The organism is Meiothermus rufus DSM 22234 (genome assembly GCF_000423425.1).
GTDB classification, from domain to species: domain Bacteria; phylum Deinococcota; class Deinococci; order Deinococcales; family Thermaceae; genus Meiothermus; species Meiothermus rufus.
This window is the reverse complement of sequence record NZ_AUHY01000024.1, coordinates 16,317-38,145: the sequence shown is the minus strand read 5'-3', so window position 1 is coordinate 38,145 and position 21,829 is coordinate 16,317. Positions and strand designations below refer to the sequence as shown.

Annotated in this window: 17 protein-coding genes, 2 tRNA genes and 1 pseudogene; 11 read left to right on the top strand and 9 right to left on the bottom strand. The window is 64.9% G+C overall.

The window, feature by feature from the left end:
• The 8 genes and pseudogenes from G552_RS14890 to G552_RS0106000 all read left to right on the top strand — a co-directional run.
• Positions 1-329 (top strand): annotated as a pseudogene (locus tag G552_RS14890) (integrase core domain-containing protein); the annotation flags it as partial.
• Between the two features lie 122 nt (positions 330-451).
• Positions 452-528 (top strand) — tRNA-Met (locus tag G552_RS0106030).
• A 1-nt stretch (position 529) separates the two neighbouring features.
• A tRNA-Met gene (locus G552_RS0106025) sits at positions 530-606 on the top strand.
• Between the two features lie 94 nt (positions 607-700).
• Positions 701-1,522, top strand: coding sequence for a purine-nucleoside phosphorylase (locus G552_RS0106020; protein ID WP_027882214.1), 822 nt, complete (start codon positions 701-703; stop codon positions 1,520-1,522).
• Entirely contained in the window at positions 1,519-2,160 is a 642-nt protein-coding gene (locus tag G552_RS0106015; RefSeq protein ID WP_027882213.1) for a YggS family pyridoxal phosphate-dependent enzyme, read from the top strand. The genes G552_RS0106020 and G552_RS0106015 overlap by 4 nt, the downstream gene beginning before the upstream one ends.
• A 16-nt stretch (positions 2,161-2,176) precedes the next feature.
• Positions 2,177-2,596, top strand: coding sequence for a HEPN domain-containing protein (locus G552_RS0106010; RefSeq protein WP_027882212.1), 420 nt, complete (start codon positions 2,177-2,179; stop codon positions 2,594-2,596).
• A 22-nt stretch (positions 2,597-2,618) separates the two neighbouring features.
• Positions 2,619-2,909: a nucleotidyltransferase domain-containing protein gene (locus tag G552_RS14885; protein WP_245575131.1), complete on the top strand. Its 291-nt coding sequence runs from the start codon at positions 2,619-2,621 to the stop codon at positions 2,907-2,909.
• Positions 2,902-3,387 (top strand): DivIVA domain-containing protein, encoded by a 486-nt coding sequence (locus G552_RS0106000; RefSeq protein ID WP_051195701.1) that lies wholly within the window; start codon positions 2,902-2,904, stop codon positions 3,385-3,387. The genes G552_RS14885 and G552_RS0106000 overlap by 8 nt, the downstream gene beginning before the upstream one ends.
• A 1-nt stretch (position 3,388) precedes the next feature.
• Here the strand turns inward: G552_RS0106000 and G552_RS0105995 are convergent, their stop codons facing one another.
• Both G552_RS0105995 and G552_RS14880 read right to left on the bottom strand, forming a co-directional pair.
• Positions 3,389-3,919, bottom strand: coding sequence for a YdcF family protein (locus tag G552_RS0105995; protein ID WP_027882210.1), 531 nt, complete (start codon positions 3,917-3,919; stop codon positions 3,389-3,391).
• An 11-nt stretch (positions 3,920-3,930) separates the two neighbouring features.
• Positions 3,931-4,401, bottom strand: a complete 471-nt coding sequence (locus G552_RS14880) for an HAD family hydrolase (protein ID WP_245575130.1) — start codon at positions 4,399-4,401, stop codon at positions 3,931-3,933.
• A gap of 211 nt (positions 4,402-4,612) precedes the next feature.
• Here G552_RS14880 and hflX point away from each other — a divergent pair, with 211 nt between their 5' ends.
• Entirely contained in the window at positions 4,613-6,307 is a 1,695-nt protein-coding gene (gene hflX / locus G552_RS0105985; RefSeq protein WP_027882209.1) for a GTPase HflX, read from the top strand.
• Here hflX and G552_RS0105980 read toward each other — a convergent pair.
• Positions 6,285-6,551, bottom strand: coding sequence for an acylphosphatase (locus G552_RS0105980; RefSeq protein ID WP_027882208.1), 267 nt, complete (start codon positions 6,549-6,551; stop codon positions 6,285-6,287). The genes hflX and G552_RS0105980 overlap by 23 nt on opposite strands.
• Before the next feature lie 113 nt (positions 6,552-6,664).
• Here G552_RS0105980 and G552_RS0105975 point away from each other — a divergent pair, with 113 nt between their 5' ends.
• Positions 6,665-14,896, top strand: coding sequence for a translocation/assembly module TamB domain-containing protein (locus G552_RS0105975; protein ID WP_027882207.1), 8,232 nt, complete (start codon positions 6,665-6,667; stop codon positions 14,894-14,896).
• Here G552_RS0105975 and G552_RS14875 read toward each other — a convergent pair.
• Together G552_RS14875 and G552_RS0105965 are read right to left on the bottom strand one after the other, a co-directional pair.
• Positions 14,880-16,034 carry a polysaccharide deacetylase family protein gene (locus G552_RS14875; RefSeq protein WP_036270373.1) on the bottom strand — a complete coding sequence of 385 codons (1,155 nt, stop codon included), beginning with the start codon at positions 16,032-16,034 and terminating at the stop codon, positions 14,880-14,882. The genes G552_RS0105975 and G552_RS14875 overlap by 17 nt on opposite strands.
• Positions 16,010-17,185 (bottom strand): MFS transporter, encoded by a 1,176-nt coding sequence (locus G552_RS0105965; protein WP_027882206.1) that lies wholly within the window; start codon positions 17,183-17,185, stop codon positions 16,010-16,012. The genes G552_RS14875 and G552_RS0105965 overlap by 25 nt, the downstream gene beginning before the upstream one ends.
• A gap of 16 nt (positions 17,186-17,201) precedes the next feature.
• On the opposite strand from G552_RS0105965, the gene G552_RS0105960 reads away from it, so the two are divergent.
• Positions 17,202-17,885 carry a glycosyltransferase family 2 protein gene (locus G552_RS0105960; RefSeq protein WP_027882205.1) on the top strand — a complete coding sequence of 228 codons (684 nt, stop codon included), beginning with the start codon at positions 17,202-17,204 and terminating at the stop codon, positions 17,883-17,885.
• Here G552_RS0105960 and G552_RS0105955 read toward each other — a convergent pair.
• Genes G552_RS0105955 through G552_RS0105940 form a run of 4 tightly spaced genes read right to left on the bottom strand, consistent with a single transcriptional unit; the run spans position 17,833 to position 21,716 of the window.
• Positions 17,833-19,032 carry a glycosyltransferase family 4 protein gene (locus G552_RS0105955; RefSeq protein WP_027882204.1) on the bottom strand — a complete coding sequence of 400 codons (1,200 nt, stop codon included), beginning with the start codon at positions 19,030-19,032 and terminating at the stop codon, positions 17,833-17,835. The genes G552_RS0105960 and G552_RS0105955 overlap by 53 nt on opposite strands.
• A 22-nt stretch (positions 19,033-19,054) precedes the next feature.
• Entirely contained in the window at positions 19,055-19,927 is an 873-nt protein-coding gene (locus tag G552_RS0105950; protein WP_036270371.1) for a glycosyltransferase family 2 protein, read from the bottom strand.
• Positions 19,928-19,932: 5 nt separating this feature from the next.
• Positions 19,933-21,120 carry a lipid-A-disaccharide synthase-related protein gene (locus G552_RS0105945; RefSeq protein WP_027882202.1) on the bottom strand — a complete coding sequence of 396 codons (1,188 nt, stop codon included), beginning with the start codon at positions 21,118-21,120 and terminating at the stop codon, positions 19,933-19,935.
• Complete coding sequence (locus G552_RS0105940; RefSeq protein ID WP_027882201.1) at positions 21,117-21,716, bottom strand: pyroglutamyl-peptidase I; 600 nt, start codon at positions 21,714-21,716, stop codon at positions 21,117-21,119. The genes G552_RS0105945 and G552_RS0105940 overlap by 4 nt, the downstream gene beginning before the upstream one ends.
• Between the last annotated feature and the right edge of the window lie 113 nt (positions 21,717-21,829).

Genomic DNA, 21,829 nt, shown 5'->3' with positions numbered 1-21,829 from the left:
GAGTTCATGGCCGAGTTTGAGGAGGCCTGCTGTGCTCTGGGGATTGCCTTGTTTGTGCTGCCGCCGAGGAGTCCTAAACTCAATGGTCACGTGGAGCGGGTGCAACGGACCTTTAGGGAGGAGCTCTATACCCGGCCTCTGCCCCCCCGGCTCAGCGAGCTACAGGCAGAGCTGGATGCCTCCCTGGACCACTACAACCGCCGAAGGCCTCACATGGCCCTGGGGGGTCTTGCTCCCTTGGAGTATTTAGCTAAGATGCAGGAGGAGTCGGTTCCCCAGTCTCACATGTGTTGACCGATTACAGGGTCTTGCTCCCTTGGAGTATTTAGCTAAGATGCAGGAGGAGTCGGTTCCCCAGTCTCACATGTGTTGACCGATTACACTGTCTTGACTTACCGCCTTTCCCCGCCTAAGATTGAGTTTGCGGTTTTGGCCCGTAGGCCCACTTCGTCGCAGGGTGGAGCAGTCTGGTAGCTCGTCGGGCTCATAACCCGAAGGTCACAGGTTCAAATCCTGTCCCTGCAACCACGGCTATGTAGCTCAGCCGGTTAGAGCACACGACTCATAATCGTGGTGTCGGCGGTTCGAGTCCGCCCATAGCCACCAAGCAATACACAAAACCGGGGCTTTTGGGCTCCGGTTTTGTTTTTTTTGCACGTGTATTGACCCTTTTATGACCGGATAAGGTAGATTTGAGGGCATGGGTTCGACCTACCAGCAGATTCAGCAAGCCGTAGACCACATCCGCTCCCAGACCGACTTTTCCCCCGAAGTGGGGCTGGTGCTGGGTTCGGGGCTGGGCCCTTTGGCCGACGAGATCGAGGTGGTGGCCAGTTTTCCCTATGCCTCCCTCCCTCACTTTCCCCAGTCCACCGCCCCGGGGCACGAAGGGAGGCTCATTCTGGGCCACCTCGAGGGCAAGCGCGTTCTGGCCTACAAGGGCCGGGTGCACTGCTACGAGGGCTATAGCCCGGCGGAGGTAGTCTTTCCCCACCGGGTGGGCTTCTTCCTGGGGGCCCGTACCTTTTTCGTCACCTCGGCGGCGGGGGGGCTGAACCCTGGCTGGAACGCGGGCGAGCTAATGCTGCACAGCGATTACATCAACTACGCTGGCCTCTCACCCCTCACCGGCCCCAACGACGAGCGCTTGGGGCCGCGCTTTCCGGTAACCTTCGACGCCTACGACCCTGGCCTGCGAACCCTGGCCCACAAGGTGGCACGCGCCCAGGATTTCCTACTGCGCGAGGGGGTGTATGCCTGGTGGCCGGGGCCGCAGTTTGCTACCCGGGCCGAGCTCAAGCTCCTGCGCGGCCTGGGGGCCGATGCCATTGGGATGTCCACCGTGCCGGAGGTGATCGCCCTGCGCCACCTCGGGGCCCGGGTGCTGGGCCTTTCCACCATTACCGATATGGCCGTGCCCGAGCGCGACCACCACGCCACCGAGGCGGAGGTGCTGGCGGTGGCAGCCCAGAGCGGGGCCCGTTTCCGCCAGTTCGTGCGGGGGATTCTGGCTGCGCTATGAGCCTTCCGGGGGTTTTAGAGCGCATCCAGCAGGCCTGCCGCCGCGCCGGGCGCAACCCCCAGGAGGTGTGCTTGGTGGCGGTGACCAAGGGGCACAGCGTGGCCGAGATTCGCGAGCGGGTACTGGCTTTTGGGGACTATCCCCTGGGTGAGTCGCGCATCCAGGAGGCTTTGCCCAAGATGGCCGAGCTGGCCGCACAGTGGCACTTTATCGGCCCTTTGCAGCGCAACAAGGCTAAGTTTGCTGTACGCTTCGACCTGATCCACTCCATTGACTCCTTGCGCCTAGCCGAGGCGGTGGCCCGCAAGGCTACCGAGGCGGGCAAGCAGCAGCGGGTGTTGCTCGAGCTCAACCTGGGGCGCGAGCCGCAAAAGCACGGCTTCCTGGAGGAAGAACTGCCCGAGGCCATGGCCCAGATTCAGGCCTTGCCAGGCCTGCGGGTAGAGGGCCTGATGACGGTAGCCCCCTACAGCTCAGACCCCCAGGCGGTGCGGCCCATTTTTGCCCAGCTCTCGAGGTTGGCCGATCGGTACCAGCTACCTGAGCGCAGCATGGGCATGTCGGGCGATTTTGAGGTGGCGATAGAGGAAGGGGCTACGCTGGTGCGGGTGGGGCAGGCCCTTTTTCAGCCCGATTGAGTGGTAGGGTATTAGGGTGGAGCGAAGCCGGGACTTCATCCTCCAGGCTGGGCGCGATCTGGAGCACGCTCAGCTAGCTTTGGAGCGAGGGTTTTACGAGTGGGCCGCTTTCGCTGCCCAGCAGGCAGCGGAAAAAGCGGTGAAGGCGGTTTTCCAACGGATGGGTTTGCTCGCCTGGGGGCACTCCGTCACCGGGCTGCTTCAAGCTTTAGAGGAGCACCGCGCGGTGCCAGAGGCCCTTTTGGATGGGGCCAGTGAGCTGGACAAGGCTTATATCCCTAGCCGTTATCCCGACGCTCTGCCGGAGGGGGCCCCCTTTGAGCGCTACCGCCGGCCTGAGGCTCAGCGCCTTTTGAGCTACGCTAAGGAGATATATGCCTACTGTAAAGATTTTCTCTCCACCTTGGAGTCAAGAGGAACTAATTCTGCTTCTTGAAGCGGGGCTTGAGGCCCTACGCTTGCATCTTCCCCTACAGCGGGCTTACCTGTTTGGTTCCTGGGCCAAGGGCCGGGCCTTGCCGAATAGTGACGTGGATCTCTTGCTGATTTACCAGGAACCTCGGCGAGAAGACCTGTACCGCCTGGCCCGTAAGGCCTTTGCTAGGCTGCCGCTGGAGCTTCACGCCTACACCGTGGAAGAGGCTCAGGCTTTGGGGCCCGTGTTGGCAAGGATGCTGGAAGGCGCATGTCCTTTGCGCTTGGGTTTGACAAACCCACCGCCGCCTGCCGTAGGCTGGGACAATGGATGAGCGCGCAACGGGTGAGTTTCGTATGGAGCGGGCAGAGCTAACACCGCTGGACATCCGCTACCAGGAGTTTCGCCAGGGGCTAAGGGGCTACGTGGTGGCCGAGGTGCGGGAATACTTAGCCCGGGTGGCTGACCTTCAGACCGGGCTGATTGAGGAGAACGAACGCTTGCGCAGCCGTATTCGCGAACTCGAGGCCGAGCTGGCCAAGTCCCGTGAGGGCGAGGCCGAACTCAAGCGGGCGGTGGTGGCCGCCGAGCGGATTGCCCGCGAGATTAAGGCCCAGGCCGAGCGCGAGGCCGAACTCATCCGGCGCGAGACCGAGGCCGAGCGCCAGGCAGCTTTGCAGGAACTCGTCGAGCAGATGAAGCGCATCAAAAGCGACATCGAGCAGGTGCGTAACGAGCGCGACCTGTTCATAAGCCAGTTCAAGGCCCTGCTGGAAGGCTACCTATCCTCGCTGGATCGCTTCAAGCGCTGAGTTAGCGCACCCCCAGCCGGGCCAGCAAGGCAGCCAGGGCCTCGCGCTGCCAGTAAGACTCCTTGAACTGCCCCCGTACAGCAAAGCCGGTTGCCTTCAGCCCGATTTGCTCTGCCAGGATGAGGGCCCTGGGCAGGTGAGGTTCGTCGGTAACGACGATGATGGGCGAGCGGCCTACTACGGGGGCAATGTTGCTGAGGTTTTCCCAGGTGCGTCGGCTTTCTTTTTCGCAGTAAAGGGCCCGGGGAGGCACCCCGCGTTCTTGCAGGTAGCGGCAGCCTACCTCGCCTTCGCTGTGCAGGTCGCCGGGGCGGCGCCCTCCGGTCACGGCGATGCGGGAGGCGTAGCCTTGGCGATACAAGCGCAGGGCGGCCTCGAGGCGGTTGCGAAAGATGGTGGAGGGTTCACCGTTGTACTGGGCCGCACCCAGCACCACAATCCAGTCAGCTTTTTGCAACGGACCGCTGGCTGCTTTTGGGCTAAAAGCCAGCAGCCCCAGACCCACCAGCATTACTGCCAACCACCCGCGCATAATGAGGAATTCTACTCCAAATGGACTAACAAAGCCTGTAGCAGTTCCTCAGGATGGGCAAAGCGAGGCTGGAGATGGGGGTTGTGCGGCGTGGCTAAGAACCATACCGGCATGCCCAGGGTCTGGGCGGCCTGCCTATCGCCTTCTGAGTCGCCGATGTACAGGGCTTCCTTGGGGGCAAGGCCGAAGTGGGCTAGAGCCTGTTGCAGCAGGCCTACCGGGTCAGCACCAGCGAGAAAGCTAGGTTGTATTTGTGCAAAACCTGTTCGGTGGCGGCCCGATGATTGTTGGTGAGAAGCGCGGTGGGTAGACCCATCGAGCACCTGGGCCTGTTTTAAGGCCGGGTGCAGGGTGATGGCTTCAAGGATGAGCCGGTGTTCCTCGAGGCCATGCCTTCTTTTGAACTCGGCCCGGGGGTTTTGTTCCCTAGGTTTGAGCACCGTCTCGTCTAGATCAAAGAAAATGGCCCTAAATCGCCCCACTTCTCAAAGCTTACCCCGGCAGGGTGAGATGGCCTGTGGCCTACCTCGAGCACAGCGGGGTTGGTGGTTTGAAGGTTTATGCATGTGCGCTGCGTTATTATTTTCGGCCTCGAGCATGCTATACTTTAGAACAAGTTGAGAGTACACGCCGCACTCCTTCGAACCAGATGGCGGAGGAGTTGGCTTGTCTTTTCAGCTTAGGTGAGCCTTAGTGGAGAAAATCTTCGGACGCACCAACGGTCTTAAGCCCAGCGAGAAAAGGCGTCTGGCCAACCTGTATAACCGCCGCGTAGGCGCCAACCGACTCCTCTCCGCCGAGCTGGCGCGTACGCTGGCGGCTTTGTCGGAAGAGCTGGAGAAGCCCATCAGCCTGCTCTTCGACCGGGGAGGTCGGGTTATCCGGGTGGCGGTAGGGGATGCCAAAGAGCTGCCCATGCCCGAGGCGGCCCTGGTGGAGACCCGCCTTTGTGGGTATCGGGTGCTGCACACCCATCTGGCTAAGGGTGGGCTTTCGCGGCCCGACCTTTCGCTGCTCTTCTTGCACCGCCTAGACGCCATGGCCGCGCTCGAGGTGGAACAAGGCCTCCCCGGTAAGCTGCATTTGGCCCTGCTCTCGCCACCTAAAGCCATCGAGGAGGACTGGCAGATCTTCCCCGCGCGCCCTTACCACGAATACCTCGAGTGGGATCTGGCCGCTGCGGTGGCCGCCTTGGAAGAGGAGCTTTCCCGCCAGGCCCGGGTGCTTGATCTGCGGGATGGCTCGGGGGAGCGGGCGGTACTGGTGGGGGTGGATCAGGGCCAGGGGGTGCAGGCCGAGGTAGACCTGGCGGAGCTGGCCGAGCTGGCCCGTACGGCAGGGGCCGTGGTAGCCCACCAGGAGCTGGTCTTCCGCCCTAGCCTGGACCCGCGCTACGCGGTGGGCCGGGGTAAGGTAGAGGAGCTGGTTTCGCAAGCCTACCACCAGAATGCGGGAACCCTCATCTTTGGCCTCGAGCTAAGCGCAGCCCAGGCCCGGGAGTTGGAAAGCCTAACCGGCCTAAAGGTGCTCGACCGAACCCAGCTCATTCTGGACATCTTTGCCCAGCACGCTCGCACGCCGGAGGCCAAGGTGCAAGTAGAGCTGGCCCAGCTCAAATACCTGCTGCCCCGGCTAGTGGGTAAGGGCAAGGACTTATCCCGCTTAGGGGGAGGGATTGGCACCCGGGGGCCGGGCGAGACCAAGCTGGAGGTGGATCGGCGCCGCCTGCAAGACCGCATTGCCGAGCTCACCCGCAAACTAGAGGCAATGGCCACCCGGCGGCAGGAGACCCGCCGGCAACGGGAGCGCTCGGGCTTGCCCATCGTCGCGGTGGTGGGCTACACCAACGCAGGCAAGACCACCCTGATGCAGGCCCTAGCCAAAAAGGGTGAGCCAGGCGAGAACAAACTCTTTGCCACCCTGCGCCCCCTGACCCGCCGGGGCTTTTTGCCGGGGTTGGGCGAGGTGCTCTATACCGACACGGTGGGCTTCATTCGCCATATGCCCAGCGATTTGCTCGAGGCTTTCCGGGCTACTTTGGAAGAGTTGCACGACGCCGATGTGCTGCTGCACGTGTTGGATGCCTCACAGGAGGGGGCTTTGGAACGGTACCGGGTAGTGGAGGCATTGTTGGCCGAGCTAGGGGTCGAGGCCCGGCGCATCCTGGTGCTCTCCAAGGCTGACCGGGCCGACGGCTACGACCTGGAGTTCCTCAAGGAGCGTTTGGGCGGCTTGCCGGTCTCGGCCACCCAAGGCCAGGGCCTATCCGAGCTTAAGGCCGCTTTGGCTGAGGCGCTTTTGACCCAGGGGGTGCGCCCTGCAGCCTGGGCTTCGTTCCCAGCAGCGCAGCCAGAGGCTCCCGGTCTCAGAAGATTTGAAACCCCTTGAGGCCGGTGGCCTGGCTCCACTGGACATCCACCTGGGCAACCCAGGCTCCTCGGGGTCCTTGGCGCAGGTGGTGGATCAGGTGCTCGAGTTCGTCCTTGCCGCCCTCAGCCACCACCTCTACCCGCCCGTCCGGGAGGTTTTCGGCGTAACCGGCTAAGCCAAGCTCCAGGGCCTTCTGGCGGGTGAAGTAGCGGTAGCCCACCCCCTGCACCCGTCCGCTGACCAGTACGGTAATCCGCGGCATGTTTTCAATCTACAGCAGGGTTCGAGGAATGGTGGGCAAAAAAAGAGGGCTAGATTGGCTCGGAATGGCCTTTTTCCTAGATTCTCCTCAGGGTTGTGGGCTAGACTGGGCCTGTGCGATTTGGGCGCTGGATTCCGGCATTTTTGCTTGGCCTGCTGGTGGCGCTCCCCGCTTTTCCACCTTTTACCGAGTACCTTTTGCAAGAAGGACTGAAAGCCGCTCAATTTAGGGGGCAGTGGCAAGCGGTAGGGGGGTACTTGCTGGCCGGCCTCGAGCTCAGAGGGGTTCGCCTCGAGGGGCAGGGGATAGCCCTCGAGGCCCAGCGCCTGCGCGTGGGCTACAACCTGTTGAGTTTGTTGCGCCGCGAGCTGCCTCTGCGGATTTGGGCCCAGGAGGGTGAGGTTTTCCTGCACTGGGAGGCCATCATCCCGGAAAGGCACGAGCCAGGCCCCCCTTCCCCTTTTCGGCTGCGTGTAGACGAGCTGGTGCTGGATCGGGTGGGGGTGCACATTGCGCAAAGCCAGAAATTTTTCTTGCCCACCCTGCGGGCCGTGGTGCGAGGGAAGGGCCCCTACCAGGTTCGGCTCGAGCTGCCCGACGGAAAGCTTAGCGCCACGGTCTGGCGTACCGGGCGGGAGTTTGAGGCCTGGCGGATTGAGGCCAAAGGCGACTTGCGCGCGGGGCGCTACTGGTTCGATGGCCTCGAGGCGGGAGAGCTCGAGGGCACTTGGATTGTTGGCCCCAAGGTCAAAAACGGGATTCTGGGCCGCAACCAGGTAAAAGACGCCACGGTCAAGCTGGTAGGGTTTACCCTGGACCAGGTTGCTGGCAGCGTGGACTTCGACGGCGAGGTCGTGACGGCCCGCCTGAAGGCTCGAGGCCTGGAAGGCCCCCTTCGTGGTGAGGGCACGGTGAACCTCTCCCAGCAGCACTATCGCTTCCGGGTGGAGGGAACCCCCAGGCTGAGCGCCCTGGCCCAACACTTCGGCCTGCGTTTGCCGGTAAGCGGGGGAGGGCCTTTGTGGTTGGAAGGCCAGGGTTGGCAGAATTTGGTACTCCAGGGGCGTTACAACGGGGAAGGGCGCCTTTTGGGCGAGCCTCTGCGCTACCGAGGGACGCTGGCCTTCGACCAGAAATTCCAGCTCGACGCTGTAGTAGAGGGGGCCTTTTTCGACCGCAGCTACCAGGCCAGCGCGGCTCTGCGCAGCGATACCTACAGCGTAGCCCTGCGCGACAGCCTGGGTAGCCAACTGCGCCTACAGGGCCAGGGGGCCCAGACCCAGGCTGAGGGCACCCTGGTCTGGCCCCGCCCCCTTCTGGGCCAGGCCGGGTTGCGCTTTGCCAGCCAGGGGGCCCGCTGGCAGCTAGGGGTGCGCTCGGAGGGGGTGGGCCTGCCCCTGGCCAAACCCTTCAGCCTCTCGGGCAGCCTGGTGGGGGAAGGTCCCAGGGTGCAAGGCCGGCTGGGGGGGGTGGTACTAAGCGGCACCTGGGACGACCTGGGGCTGGGGTTGGAGCCTTTGGCGCTGATGGTGGGTCAGCTTACCGGTCAGGCGCGGCTCAGAAACGGGCGCTTCAGCGGTGCGTTGCAGTACGACTCCCCCTATGCCCGTTTTCCCATCGCCTTGCGGCAGGACGGCGGGGCCTGGCGCCTAAGCAACCGCTGGGCCGAGGGGGTTTACCGGGATGGGGTCTTCACCTTAGGGGTGTGGGGGCTACCTTTGCAAATCCTCGAGGCCTTTCGCCTTTCAGGCCAGGTGCGCTACGCCAAAGGGGCGCTTTCTGGCGGTTGGCGACTGGAAAGCGAGAGGGTAAGCCTTCAAGGTGAGCTATCTGAGCTGGCCACCCGCTACCAGGGCGAGGTGCGCACCCCTTTGCGGGTGCTGCCGCTGTCCGGAGTGGCCGATGCCTCTGGGGTAGAGGCCCGGCTCGAGACCCTGCGCATCTCTGCCGATGCGGATGGGCTCAGGCTGCAAGGCCCGCTGGCCCTTGGTCCGCAAATTGCCCTGGAGGCCGATCTGGGCCTACAGGGGGGGCGCTACCTGGGCCAGGTGCGCTTCCAATCCCCTTGGTTGCGGGGGTGGTTGGAAGGGCGCGGGGCTATGCTATGGGCCGAGGCCCAGGGCTATGCTCGGCTGGCTGGCCCGCTCTGGCCGAACCTTGGCCTCAAAGGGCGCCTGACCCTGCCTTTTTCGGGGCCGCTAAAGGTGGCAGAGGTGCCGCTGGAGGTGGATCGGCGTGGGGTGCGCTGGCCCGGAGGGCAGGTGGCCTTCCAGGCGGGGCTGCCCTTTAGCGGGACCCTGCCCCTACAGGTCAATGGGGCGCCGGCCAGCCTAACCGCCCGGGGCAACCTGGAGCGGGGCCGGCTAGAACTGCATACGCCGTATGGGGCTCTAGGGGGAGAGGGGGCCTGGCGTAGCTTGCCTTTGCAAGGCCGCCTGGCCTACGCTGGCTACACGGGGGCGTTGCAAGGCCAGGCTGACCTGTTGAGTCTGACCTACCAAGGCCGCCTGCAAGTACCCCGGCTGGAAGGAGGGGTAACCTTCCATGGGCAGGGGGCCCGTCTGGACTTCTCCGGGCAGTTTCAGCAGGGCCGGTTGGCTTTGGCGGGAGGGTATACGGATGGCTTGCGTTTGCGGGCCATGGCCAATGGCTTTGACCTGAGCGGTCTGGGCCTGCCGGGCCGCCTATGGGGCCGCTGGTCGGAGCAGGGGGGGCGTCTAAGCTTGGATAGCCCCTACGCTCAGGCTCAGCTCAGCGGCTCGAGCTTGCTGGGGCCTTTGCAGCTAGAGGTGCAAAGCCCTTATGGAACCATGCGCGGCACGGTAGGGTTAGCGGGCCTGGCCCTTTCGGGTCACTTGAACCTGCCCTACCTGGAAGGCACCCTCGAGGTGGCGGGGCCCTGGGGTGGCCTCGAGGCCCAGGGCCAGGGCCGCTACCACCTTCCCTACCTGGAAGGCCGCCCTTGGCGCCTCTGGGCCGAGGCACAGACCCAGACCTGGCGGCTGGAGGGGCCCTTGGCCCTGGAGGGGCGGGGGCTGGCCTACCGGGGCCGGCTGGACTGGCCCTACTGGCTGCTGGAGCAGCGGGGTGTGCTGCAAGGCCATCTGGAAGGGGAGGCCCTCAGGCTGGAGGCCCAGCTCCGCACCGACCTAGCGGGTCTGCCCCTAGGGGCTCGCCTGCAAACGGAAGGGGCCAGCCTGGAGCGCTGGCAGGCCACCCTGACCTTGCCAGAAGGCCAGGTGCGCCTGGCCGAGGCCCGGCTGGTTTTCGACCTCGAGACGGCCCCTTTGGCTCGCCTCTTCAACCTCGGGTTAGAGGGCCGCTTGCAGGGCCGGCTGAGCTTGGCGGGGCTGTGGGGGACAGGTGGGGTGGCTTGGCCCGAAGGCGAGGCAGAAGGCGCGTTGCGGCTTTACGGGCAGCCCCTTGAGCTAAACTACAAAGACCGATCCCTTTCGGCCTTTTCCCCCCAGTACCAGGCCGGGGTGGTGTTGGCCTGGGCCCCAGGCCAGCCCGTGCAGCTTTCGGGGACGGGTGCGTTGGAAGGCCGCTTGGAGATAGGCCCGGAGTTAGCGGGCGGGCTGGCCTACCGCCGGGGTGGCCTCGAGCTGGAAGCCCAGGTAGGAGGGGCTCTAGGGCAACCCACCTTAGTGGTGCAGGCCCATAGCCCCTGGGCCACCCTAGAGGCTCAGGGGGGGTACATCTTGAGCAAAGGCCAGGGAGAGGCCCAGCTCATCCTACAAAGCCCCTACGCCCAGGCCCGGCTGAACCTCCAGAGCCAGGGCCTGCGCTACCAGGCCAGCGGCTGGCTGGAAAGCCAGCAGTACCTGCGGCAAGGGGGGGCATTGCGCCTGGAGGGGGAGGGGGCCCGCTGGCGCTTCGCCTGGGCAGCCCCTTTGCGGCTGGAGGCAGGGGGGCAGGGGGTTGAGCTGGAAAGCCTCCTCTTGGCAGGGCAGGGGGTGCTTGAGCTGGCCCAGCGCCCCCTGGCCCTTTCGGGCCAGATGGCCCTGGTGGGTCAACGCTTCGCTGGGCGGATGCAGCTTTTGGGTGAGCAGGTGGCCCTGGAATTTCTGGGGCAGGATAGGGTTTTGCGGGCTCGGGGCCGGGTCTTTCAGGCCGACCTCGAGGCCCGCACCGACCGCCAGGGCAGCCTCAGCGGCCAGGCCCGCTATGCCCTGGGCCTGGGCCCTAGCCGGCTCGAGGCCCAAGCCGCCCTTTTGGGTCGTCTGTGGGCCCCGGAGCTGGAAGGGCAGGGCCGCCTGGTGGGCCAAGGGGCTGAGGTGGCCTTGCAGTTTGGCTACCAGGCCAAAGAAGGGCCTTGGGCCCGGGCTGAGGGGAGCGGGTTTTCCGCCCGCCTGGAGGATGGGGTCTTGGCCCTGCGGGTGGACAGCGACCTAAAGCCCTTTACCGGTCTACCTTTTCGTCTGGAAGCCCAAGGCCAGGGCCCCTGGGAGGGCTTGCGCCTGCCCCTGCACTTGTATGGGGAAAACCTCGAGGCCAGGGGACAGCTTTATCCTGCGGGGCTAGAGCTCGAGTTGGCCGGGCACTATGCCGAGCAGCGCTTTGCTCTAGCCTACCAGCAGGGGCTAGAGCTGCGGCTGGAAGGCCCCTACGCCGTGGGCACGGCCCGCTGGGCGGGCGGGCCTCCCCAGGGCCTGCTGGCGCTGGAGCTGCCTCTACCCCAAGGGAGCCTGGTGGGAGAGGCCGATTTGGCCGAGGGGCAGGTTCGGCTGGAAGGGCGGGGGGGCTGGCAAGGCCGCCTGAGGGCCTGGCTGGCGCAGGGCTGGGCACAGCCTACCCGCTGGGCCCTCGAGGTTGGCCTGGCCTCGCCCTGGGCGGGGGCTTTTCTGGAGGGCCGTTTCGACCTCGAGGCGGCCCCGCTGAGCCTGGAGGGCGCGGGAAGGCTAGACCTCCCAGGCTGGGGTAGCCTGGCCCTTCGCGCCCAGGGGGCGGGGGTGGTGGTACAGGGCCAGGAGGGGCTGGAGCCTTTATTCCTCCGGGCAGAGCTCAACCCCTTGCAGGTGGGCTGGGTATACGCTGGAGCCCTTCCGCGTGGGTTGGGCCGCCTCGAGGCCCAGGGAGTCTACCCCGGTCGCTGGGCGGTGGGCCGCTACGAGGTGGCCGGTCAGACCCTGAACCTGGAGGGCCAGGGGGCCCAGCTTGGGCTCAGCGCCCCAGGGCTTCGGGCCCGCCTGAGCCCAGAGGGCCTCGAGGCCGAGCTGGAAAACTACAACCTGAGTGGCCTGCGGCTGGGGGGACGGCTAGGGGGGGCCTGGAGCAGCCTCGAGGGAGCTTTGCGCTGGGAGGCTTTGGGGCGCAGTGGGAGCCTGCAGGCCACCTGGCAGCAAGGCCAGCTTCAGGCCCACCTGGCGGGCGACCTGGCAGGCGAGCTGGGGTATGCGGGGGCCTGGTGGGGCCGGCTGGCCTTGCGCGAGGGCTTCCTTGAGTTCTCCGGCCCCACCACCCCGGTGGTGACCGGGGAGCTGCTGGGGCAAAAGGTGCGCCTGGACTACCCGCGGCTTTGGGTGGCTGCGGAGCCGGGGGGAGGCCTCGAGCTGAACCTGGCCGAGCGCAGCGCCTCGGGGGAGCTGGCCCTGGAGGGCCTCACCTTGCAGGGCCAGGGGCCGCTGCTGGAGGCGGCTTACCCTTTGGCTGGGGGGCGCCTGCAGGCCGCTTTGGACCTAAAGAGCCTGGCCGTAGAGCTGAGCGCGCCCGAGCTGGGCAGCGGTGCTCTGCGCTGGTGGCAGGGGGCACTCGAGGGGGCCCTTCGGCTGAGCGTGTTTGGGCTGGACTGGCTGCTGGAGGGGGCCGGTTCGCAGCTTCAGCTACAGATGCGTCACCCCGAGACCCCCTGGCTGCCCTGGGGCCAAGGGGGGTTGCAGGGACAGCTCAACCTCGAAGGAGCCTGGCGCCTGGCTTACCAAGACCCAGAGGCCCGGCAGCGCCTCGAGGCCCAGGGGCGCCTCCTCGAGGCCCACTTCGAGGCCCAGGGGCCCTGGCTTCAGGGCGAGCTGCGCTACAACGGCCAAGGCGACTGGCAGGGCCGCCTCCACCTGGAGGCCCCCCTAGAGCCCCTAGGTAGCCAGTTGCAGCTAACCTTGGAGGGGCAGCAAGCCCTACGGGCCCAGGGCTTTTTAGCGGGTGAGTTGGGCCGCTTAGCCCTCGAGGCTCGTCTGGCCCCAGCGTTGAAAGCCAGGGCCAGTTTTCGCGACCTGGCCCTGGAGGAAGTGCCCCAGGTACAGCGCGGGCTGCCTTTCCTCAAGGGGCGGGTCAGCGGCCTTCTGACCCTCGATCAGGGTCGGCTGGAATTCGACCTGCAAAGCCCTGGTTTGCGGGTTCAGGGGGACGATCTGGCCCTGGCCACCCATCTGCGGGGCCGCTACCAGCGGGGGGCTTGGCAGGCTGAGCTCGACCTCGAGCGAAGCGATGGGGGTGCGCTCCTAAGCGCCAACCGCACTACGGCCCGGCTCAAGTTGGAGAATGGCCGCTTGAGTGGGGAAGCGGTAGCAGCCGCCTTTCCCCTACACTGGCTGCTTTCTGCTTGGGCTGGCGATCTGGCGGGGCAAGCCTACTGGACCGGTAGAACCACCTTCCACATCGATTTGCAAGACCCCTGGGCCTCTAAGGGTGTCTGGGTAGGGGAGTACTTACGCTTCCAGGGTGGGGGCGACACCCTGGTAGGCCAAGCGGCTTTGCGCTTCGAGCGAGAGCGGCTTTACATCGATCAGCTGGCGCTTTCAGGCAAGGGCACTTGGAGTGGGTCGGGCTACTATGGGCGGCGGGGCAGCAACCTGCGGCTCAACCTAGAAAACACCTCCTTTACCCCGGTACTGCAAGTCATTCCCAACCTCAAGCCTCTCACCCCCGAGGGTAGCGGAACGGTGCGCCTTTCCTCCAGTGGCGAGGTTTTCGACCTCACCTTGGAGGACTTTAGCTTCCGCTTGGGGCCGGTGCGGGGCCAGACCCCTCGGGCGGTGTTGCGGGTGGGGGACAGTGCCAGTGCCGAGGGCCGCCTGCAGCTCTTTGCCCCCTACCCTGCCCAGGCCGAGCTATCTGGGGAGGGAGACCTCCGCCGCTTTGTGGTGCGGGCTAGGGGAACTGCCGACCTGCCCTTGTTGAGTGCCAACGAGCCTTTCGTTCTGACCTTTGGCTATCCCGCCTACACCCTCGATGCCCGCCTCGAGCGCCAAAACGCCCGTCTGGCGGGTATCGTTTTCCCTCAGCTCATCCTGGCTTTGCAGGGACAGGTACCGGTCAGTTACCCACGGTACTACCTGCTCGAGGGCCTGCTCGACACCAACCTGTTCTTGCGCTATCAGCGCGGGGCCTATATCGTCCAGGGTTCGGTGGACGTGCTCCGGGCCCGGCTGGGTCTGCCGGAGGGGGTGCGAGAGGTCTCGATCGCCGCTCCTGAGGCAACCCCAGCCACCGCTCCGGTTCCTGTGGAGTTCAGCAACATCCGCCTCAAAGCCGAACGGGGCATTCTGATCCAGGAGTCGCTGGCCCAGGGCGAGCTGGCGGGCGAGCTCTACCTCAATGGCGATTTCAGCAACCCCTTCCTTTCGGGGGAGGTGGTGCCCTTGCGTGGTAGCTTTAAGCTGTGGGATCGCGACTTTACCATTCGCGACCGTTCGCCGGAGGAGCGCAGCTACGCCCGCTTCAGCCCTGCCGAGGGTATTCTGCCCGAGCTGCAGATCGTGGCCGATACCGTGGTGCAGGACCGGGGGCAGGATAACCGACGCATTCAGGTCAACCTGACCCTCAAGGGGGCTTTTTTAAGGCAGAATGGCCGCATTAAGGTCAACCTAAGCCCCACCTTTGTGGCCCGCAGCAACGGGGATGTGGCCCGCAAAAGCGATGGAGAGCCCTATACCGATGCCGAGATATACGCCCTACTGCTTCTGGGCCGCTCCGATCTATCGGCCCTGCCAGCCGACATCGCCCAGACTGGGTTGCAAGCGGCGGTGCAAAACTTCATCGTGGGGCAGCTCGAGCGCGAGCTGGCCAGGGTACTGGGCTTAGATCAAGTCAAGGTGGAAATCCCCGCCCTGAGCGGGGGAGGCTTGGAGGAGACCCGCTTCACCATTGGGCGCTACCTCTCGCCCGAGCTGTTTTTCGCCTACAGTGTGGACTTACGTGGCTTTCAGACTATCTTTGCCGAGTACCAGCAAGGCGACTTCCGCTTCCGCTTCAGCACCGATATCTTTCCCCTCCCCAGACCGGAGCTATCGCTAGGCTACACTCTGCGCCCAGGCACCGAGCTGACCTTCGACCTAGCCACCGGTATCGGCGACGGTTTGCGTAGCGATGGGGTTCGCTTCGGTCTGGGCTTTAACTTCCGTTTTTAAGGGGCTTGTAGCGGCTCAGGATGGTTTCCCGAGTGATGTAGAGGATTTCCGCTGGATTGCTGAAAAGGTGGCGGGCCACCTGCCCCCGGTACAGCCAGGTAAACCAGGCTGTACTCAGCTTGGACTCTAGCGCGGCCAGGGGAGGGAGGGGGTGGGTCTGGAAGCCTAGGGTTTTGGCTGCAGGGCCAAGGTAGCTGTAGCCGTAGAGGAATTGCACCTCGGGGTGGGCTTCTAGGAAACGGGCCACTTCAGCAAAGGTCTGACGGAAGGCCCGGATGACCTGCATGGTGCTGAGTTCAGCGATACGGGCCGACTCCAGGTGAATCTGGGCGCAAGGGGTGCCCGGGGGGAAGCCGGGCAGGGCCGGGCCGGGGTAGCTTTGTAGCTCGAGGCGCAGGATATGGTCGTAGCGAAAGCTTACCCTGAGGCAGCCTTTCTGCTGATCGTAGCGCTCTTCCGCTCCCTGGCTGGCCCGGATCAGGGCCTGGCGTGGCCCCAAAGGGGCAAGCTCTAGTTCGTCCATGCGCACCGGCTGGTAGCCGTTTTGCAAAAGCAAAGGCAGAAGCTGCTCGAGGATGGCCAGGGTGCGCTCGGGCCCGTCGTGCAGGAGCAACACCGAGCCCCCCTTGACGTAAAACAGCATCCGCTTCACCAGGGCTTCTGGCGGCTGCTCTAGCCAGTCCTTGGACTCGAGGTCCCATAAGGCCACCTGCTTGCCCTGCCAGCGGGCAAACCAGTAAGTAAACGGCGAGACGATGCCCCAGGGGGGGCGGTAAAGCCGGCCCGGGCTGCGGGCAATCTGCACCCACTCGGTCCAGGGGGCCATCAGGATGGCGGGCCGGTGCCAGTAGCCGTGGGCCTCGATCTGGTGCCCCGCCTGGCGGATTTTTTCCACCAGATGGGGGTACTGCTCGGCGCGTTGGCCGGTCAGGAAAAAGGTGGCCCGCACCCCGTAGCGGTCTAGCAGGGCCAGCAGGGCCTCGGTCTTTGGGGATGGCCCATCGTCGAAGGTAAGGGCTATCTGGGGCTGGGCCCGGCTTCCCCAGGCCAGGCTGCCCAGGCCCATCCAGCTCCCCAGCACCCAGGCCAGGCCGTACAGCAAGGCAATTCCAGTCAGGATTTCCACCAGGGTCTCCATAGGGCCACGACGTAAAACCCACTCAGCAAGAGCATAATGCTTCCCCCCAGGAAGAAGGGGGCGTTATCGGCGATGGTTGCGGCCAGCAGGCCACCGGCTGCCGGGCCCAGGGCAAAGCCCAGCCCCTCCACGGTCATCAGGGTGCCCCAGGCGGCGGCCCGGTTGTTTTCCGGCAAGAGTCGTACCACTAAAGCGTTCCAGCCAGGGCCGAAGCAGCCAAAGCCCACCCCGGCCACCAGGGCCAGGGGAAAGAGCCAGGCCAGGGGGGGCTTGAGGCCCAGGCCGATCATGGCCAGACCAATCAGGGCCAGCCCGCCAATCAAGAGCCCTCGAGGGCTTTTGCGGTCGGCGTGTCGCCCGGTCCACACCAATAGCCCCGCCGACACCACCCCGCCCACCCCAATCAAGACCACAATCCAGAACATGCTGAGCCCCAGGTTTTGGGCGTATTTCAGGATGTAGAAGCCGAACAGAGCGGGGGCAAAGGTCTGCCCAAAGGCCGCGGGAATGAAAAGTAAGAGCCGTTGCCAGGGGTAGAGTTCCTGCCTTGGGGGGCGTACCCGGGCGGGGCGGAAGATGAGGGACAGACCCAGCAGAATGGCTGTGAGCTGGGCGGCCTCGAGCACGTGCAGGGCCAGGCCCGGGTTGAGCTTGGTGAGAAAGCCCACCCCCAGCACTCCTAGGCCGGTCCAGGGGGCCGTAAGCAGGTTGGTTAGGGTCACCGCCCGGCCTTCCCGCCCTGGCTGGGCCATCTGGCTGCTCAGGGTAAGCAAACCGGGAAAGATGGCGGAAAGCGAGACCCCCCACAGCAGGCTCAGGGTGAAAAAAACCAGCGGATAGGGGGTGTAGGGGGCGATAAGCAAAACCAGAAGTCCCATCGTTCCGCCCAGCAGGGTGACCCACCCCAGGCCCAGCTTTTGCGAGAGGTAGCCGCCAAGGGTTTTGCTGAAGCTGTCGGAAAGCAGGTGAACGCTCCAAGCAGTGCCGATGACCGCTAAAGAGAAGCCCAGGTTCCCCCCGTGGATGGCCAGATACCCGGCGTAGAATCCGTTGCGAACTCCTTCGAGCAATCCCCAGGCCAGAATCAGTCGGGCTACTGCCGAGAATCCTTTGAGGCGCCAGGGGGAGAGACGTTGTAACTTAAGGCGCACGGCTTAGAGTATACCTGTGCGAATTTCCGTGGTGATTCCCGCCCGCAATGAAGAGGCCTTTATTGTCGGCTGCCTAGAGGCGCTAAAGCGCCAGACCCGCCCACCGGACGAGGTGATTGTGGTGGACAACGCCTCCACCGACCGCACCGCTTTGTTGGCGGCAGCGTTAGGAGCCCGGGTGGTTCACTGCCCCACCCCTGGGGTGGCCCAGGCTCGCCAGGCCGGCCTCGAGGCCGCCACCGGTGACTGGGTGGCCACCACCGATGCCGATAGCCGCCCCACCCCAGGCTGGCTGTCCGCGCTGGCGCCGCACATGCCCACCCACGTGGCCCTCTATGGCCCGCTGCGCATGTTTGGACTGCCAGTTTGGCAGGAGGAGTTAACCGAGCTAGGCTATGGGGTTTTTCTCAAACTGATGCGCTTGCTGGGCCGGCCCAATCTGGCTGGGGCCAACATGGCCTTTCACCGCCAGACTGCCCTAGAACTAGGGGGCTACCCGATGGTGGAGGCTCGAGAGGATGTTATACTGGGCTGGAAGCTGCAAGAAAGGGGCCGGGTTCGCTACGTGCACGATGCATTAGTACGGACTTCGGCTCGCCGCCTAAGCAAAGGCTGGCTGCACTTCCTGTGGCAGCATGCGCGCAACCTCAGCGGGGACTCGTCGGGATATTTTGCGGCAGGCGGGGGAAGGGAATCTTGAGCCGGCGCGGCTCGACCTGCACCAGCCAGGTGGCCTCGTCGTAGACCTCGACAATCTGCTCAGCAATGCGGCGGGCCGTGCGCTGATCGGCGAAGCGGCGGGCTCCTTCGCTGAAGCGCTGGCGCAAGGCCTCATCCTGTAGCAGTTCCAAGGCCCGCCGGGCCAAGGCCCGGGGGTCGCCCGGGGGAACCAGGTAGCCGCTTTTGCCCTCATCGACCCCTTGCAGCGTGCCCTCAGCGCCCACTGCCACCACGGGGACGCCCATGGCCTGGGCCTCCCATAGCACCAAGCCTTGGGTTTCGGTTTCGCTAGCGAATAGGAAGAGTTCGGCCATCTGGTAGTAGCCCCCGATTTTCTCGTAGGGAACAGCACCCACAAAGGTGATGTGCTCGAGCAGGCCCAGCTCTAGGGCCAATTGCCGCAACTCTTCCTCCTGTGGCCCCATACCGATGAGGGCTAGGTGGGCTTCTTGCTCCTGGCGTATCTCGGCCAAAGCCCGGATCACCACGTCCACGCTTTTCTCCTTGCCCAACCGGCCCACGTGCAGCAGGCGACGCTGCCCAGAAGGCCAGGGCGAGGCCGGCAGTGGGGCCGCTTGTAAAAGCTCGAGGTCGATCCCGGTAGGCACCACCCGGATCTCCCGCTCGATCTCGTAGCTCTCGGCCAGGCGCTTAACCGGCTCGGTAGGGGCGATGACCACATCGGCCCGGTTGTAGAAGGCTTGGCAGACCTTCTGCATGATACCCACGTATTTGTTGATAGCCGCCACGCCGGGGATATAGTGAGCGTATTTTTCCAGGTGGGTGTGGAAGGTGGAGACATGCGGTAGGTGCTGCCGCTGGGCCAATCGGGCACCCCAGATGCCGATGAAAAGCGGGGTATGGGTGTGGAAAATCTCGAATTCGGTGGGAAGGTAGCGGCTGCTGGGCATGGCCAGCCGCTGGTTTTCAAAGAAGGGGTAGGGTACGCTGGGCACCCGTACCACCCCCTCCTCGCGAGGGTCGACATCGGGCATCTCGGGGGCTAGCACCCAAGCTTCATGGCCCATGCGGCGTAGCTCGCGCTTGAGCAAGTAGACGCTGGTGGCCACCCCGTTGGGCCCCGGTAGATAGGTGTCGGTAAATAGGCCGACGCGATATAGGCGCACGGGGATATGTTAGCATACCCCCCTACTCACTTCGCGGAGGGTTGCGCCAGCCCTCGAGCCACCCCCGCAGGATCACCTCGAGGCCCGAAAAGCCCCGCCGGCGTAGGCGATCCAGGAAAAGCCCCAGGCTGTTTAGCGTCCAGAAGGTTTTGCCCAAGGGACCAAAAGCATCGGAGCGCACTAACCAGGCCCGATTGCGGGCCTCGAGGTAAAACTGCTCGTCGCTGGTTTGAAGGGCTGAGCTATAGGGGTCGCGGGTTTTGTGTACCACCACGCTCTGTGGCACCAAGAAGCCCACCCCTCGGCGCAGCAGCCGACCGCTGTACTCGAGGTCGTCGTTCCAGAGAAAGTAGGCTTGGGTGGGCAGGGGGTGCACCTGGGCCGCTCGGCGGCTGACCAGCATGGAAGCATAGGTGCCGAAGCGTACCGGTACCAGCTGCAAAGGCCGACTCTTTAGCCAGAGCCAAGGCCGCCGCAGGTCGGGCCAGGGGAGGCCCATGGGGTGGATGCGCCCGTCGGTCCAGACCAGGCGGCTGAGCAGCAGGTTGGGTTCGATGCCCAGCCGGCGGGCCCGCTCCAGCCCGTCCATCAGTTTTTGCAGGCTCTGCGGCTCGGGGTGGGCGTCGTCGTCGAGGAGCCATATCCAGTCAAAAGGCCTTTCTCGCGCCACCCGCAGGCCGTGGTGGAAGCCCCCTGCCGCCCCCAGGTTTTTTTCCAAACGTAGGTGCTCTACCTGGGGATAGCCCGCCAACAGCTCAGCGGTGCCATCGCTGGAGGCGTTGTCCACCACCAGGATGTGGGCGGGTGGGTAGGTTTGCCGGCTCAGGGCGGCCAAGCATTCCTCTAATAGGGCCTTGCGGTTATGGGTGACAACCAGAGCCAAAACTTTTTCCATAAGCGCTACCCAGACGAGGCCAAAGTCTGGCGAATCTCATGGGCAATCTGGGGCAGTGCCCCCGGGGGCCCGTTGCGCTCGAGGCCATCCCGCCGGGCCTCCTCCCGCAGGCGGGGGTTGTGCAGGCGTTCGCGCACCGCCTCGGCCACCTGGGTGGGGTGGGCCTCGACCAGCGCCAGGGCCTTGCCCAGGAGGCGGCTTTGTCGCAAGGCGTTTGGATAGGTGTACTGCGGCCCCGGCGTGGGAAAGGCCACCACCGGGAGGCCCATCCCAGCGGCCTGCTCGTTGGCGGTGCCGGCGGTGCCGATGACCACCTGACCCACGTGCAAAATGGCCGAGAAAGCCCCTCGCAAGAGCCAGACCCGCTGTGGGCCTTGCTGGGCAATAGCGGTTTGTTCATCCAGCACGCTGAGCGACCAGCCCTGGGCCAGGGGCACCTGGGCAAAATCGCCAGCCCAGGCCACCAAAGCCTGCATCTCCGGGAGCAGGGCGGCGCTTTGCAGCATGAGGGGCAGGCTAAACCGCACATCGCCTCGGGTGCCCGGGAGCAGCACCAGCACTGGCCGGCCATCCAGCAGGCTCTCTAGGTCGCGCTCAGGGGGGCCCAGGGTGTCCATGGCCATGCTGCCCACAAAGCGGGCCTTGTGCATACCTAACCGATGGGCCCGTTCTTCGCTCAGCCGGTCCCGCACATATACCGCCCGCACGAAGCGGTGCATCCAGCGCTCGTAGAACAGATAGTCTTCGGCGCCAAACTGGTTTAGCTGTTTCAGGCGCTCCCAGGTGCTGCGCCCAGCCCAGTAGTAGTGGGAAATTTGCGGCTGGAGGTGAAATAGCGGCAGCCGGCCCCAGTCCGAGGCCACACAGGCTACCGCCAGGGTGTAGGCGTCGCCCACCGCGGCTACCGCGCGAATCCTTCGGCGAGCGACCTGGGCCGCCCGTATTTGGCTGAAGATTTCCGTGGCCAAACCGGCCCGCAAGTCGGCCAGCAGGTTCTCCAGGCTGTTGAAAGGAAAGCCACCGGAGGGCATCTGGGTACGGGGGCCTAGGATCTGCTCAACCCGGCCCTCGTAGCGCCAGCCGGCCCCCACCAGCGGCAAAGCCCACAGCGAAAGCCCGCTCAGGTGGTCGCATAGCGTGGCCCCGATCAAATCCTCGGCGTTGCCCCCGGAAATTACCAGCAGGTCGTTCATGCCAGGGCCTCGAGGCAGGTCTCCAGCGCCAGGAGGATGGCCTGGGCCTGGGTCTTCAGGGGTACGTAGGCCTGGGGGCGTTGGGCAGCCAGGGTTTCATCCGGCGGGAGGTGGATGAAGCCGGCGGGCACCTCGGGGGGCAGCCAGGAAAGGGCCAGGTACATTACCTGATTGCACAGGTAAAGCCCCGCGCTGTTGCTCAGCGTGCTGGGAATGCCAGCCTGGGCCCAGCGGGCCTGGATTATGCGAAGGGGCAGCCGGCTAAGCAGGGCCAGTGGGCCCCCGGGCAGAATGGGGGCGTCTTTGGGGTGGTGCCCGCCGTTGTCGGGGATGTCAAAGTCGAGCAGGTTCACCGCCAGGCGCTCGAGGCTGAGCAAAGGGCGGTTTTGGGCCAACCCCAGGTGCAGGGCCAGCCGGGGGGTGTGAGTCTGGTAGAGGGCTTTTAGCGCTGCTGGGGCCTGCTGGGCGTTCACGGGGAGGCAGGCTGAAACAACTTCTGTCCCTCTTATGCGCGGGGGCAGGTGGGCCAGCAGGGCCTGGCTGGGGTTGTGTGCCAAGCCGGCAAAGGGTTCAAAGCCGGTAACCAAAACCTTCACCCCGCCAGTTTAGCAAGCCGCGGCCTGGTTGGGGCCGGTTTCCGCGCCAGGGCAAAGCGCGGTAGACTGGGTTGCTCTACCGGGTCTGCTCTGGTAGAAGGGGTGTTGTTGTG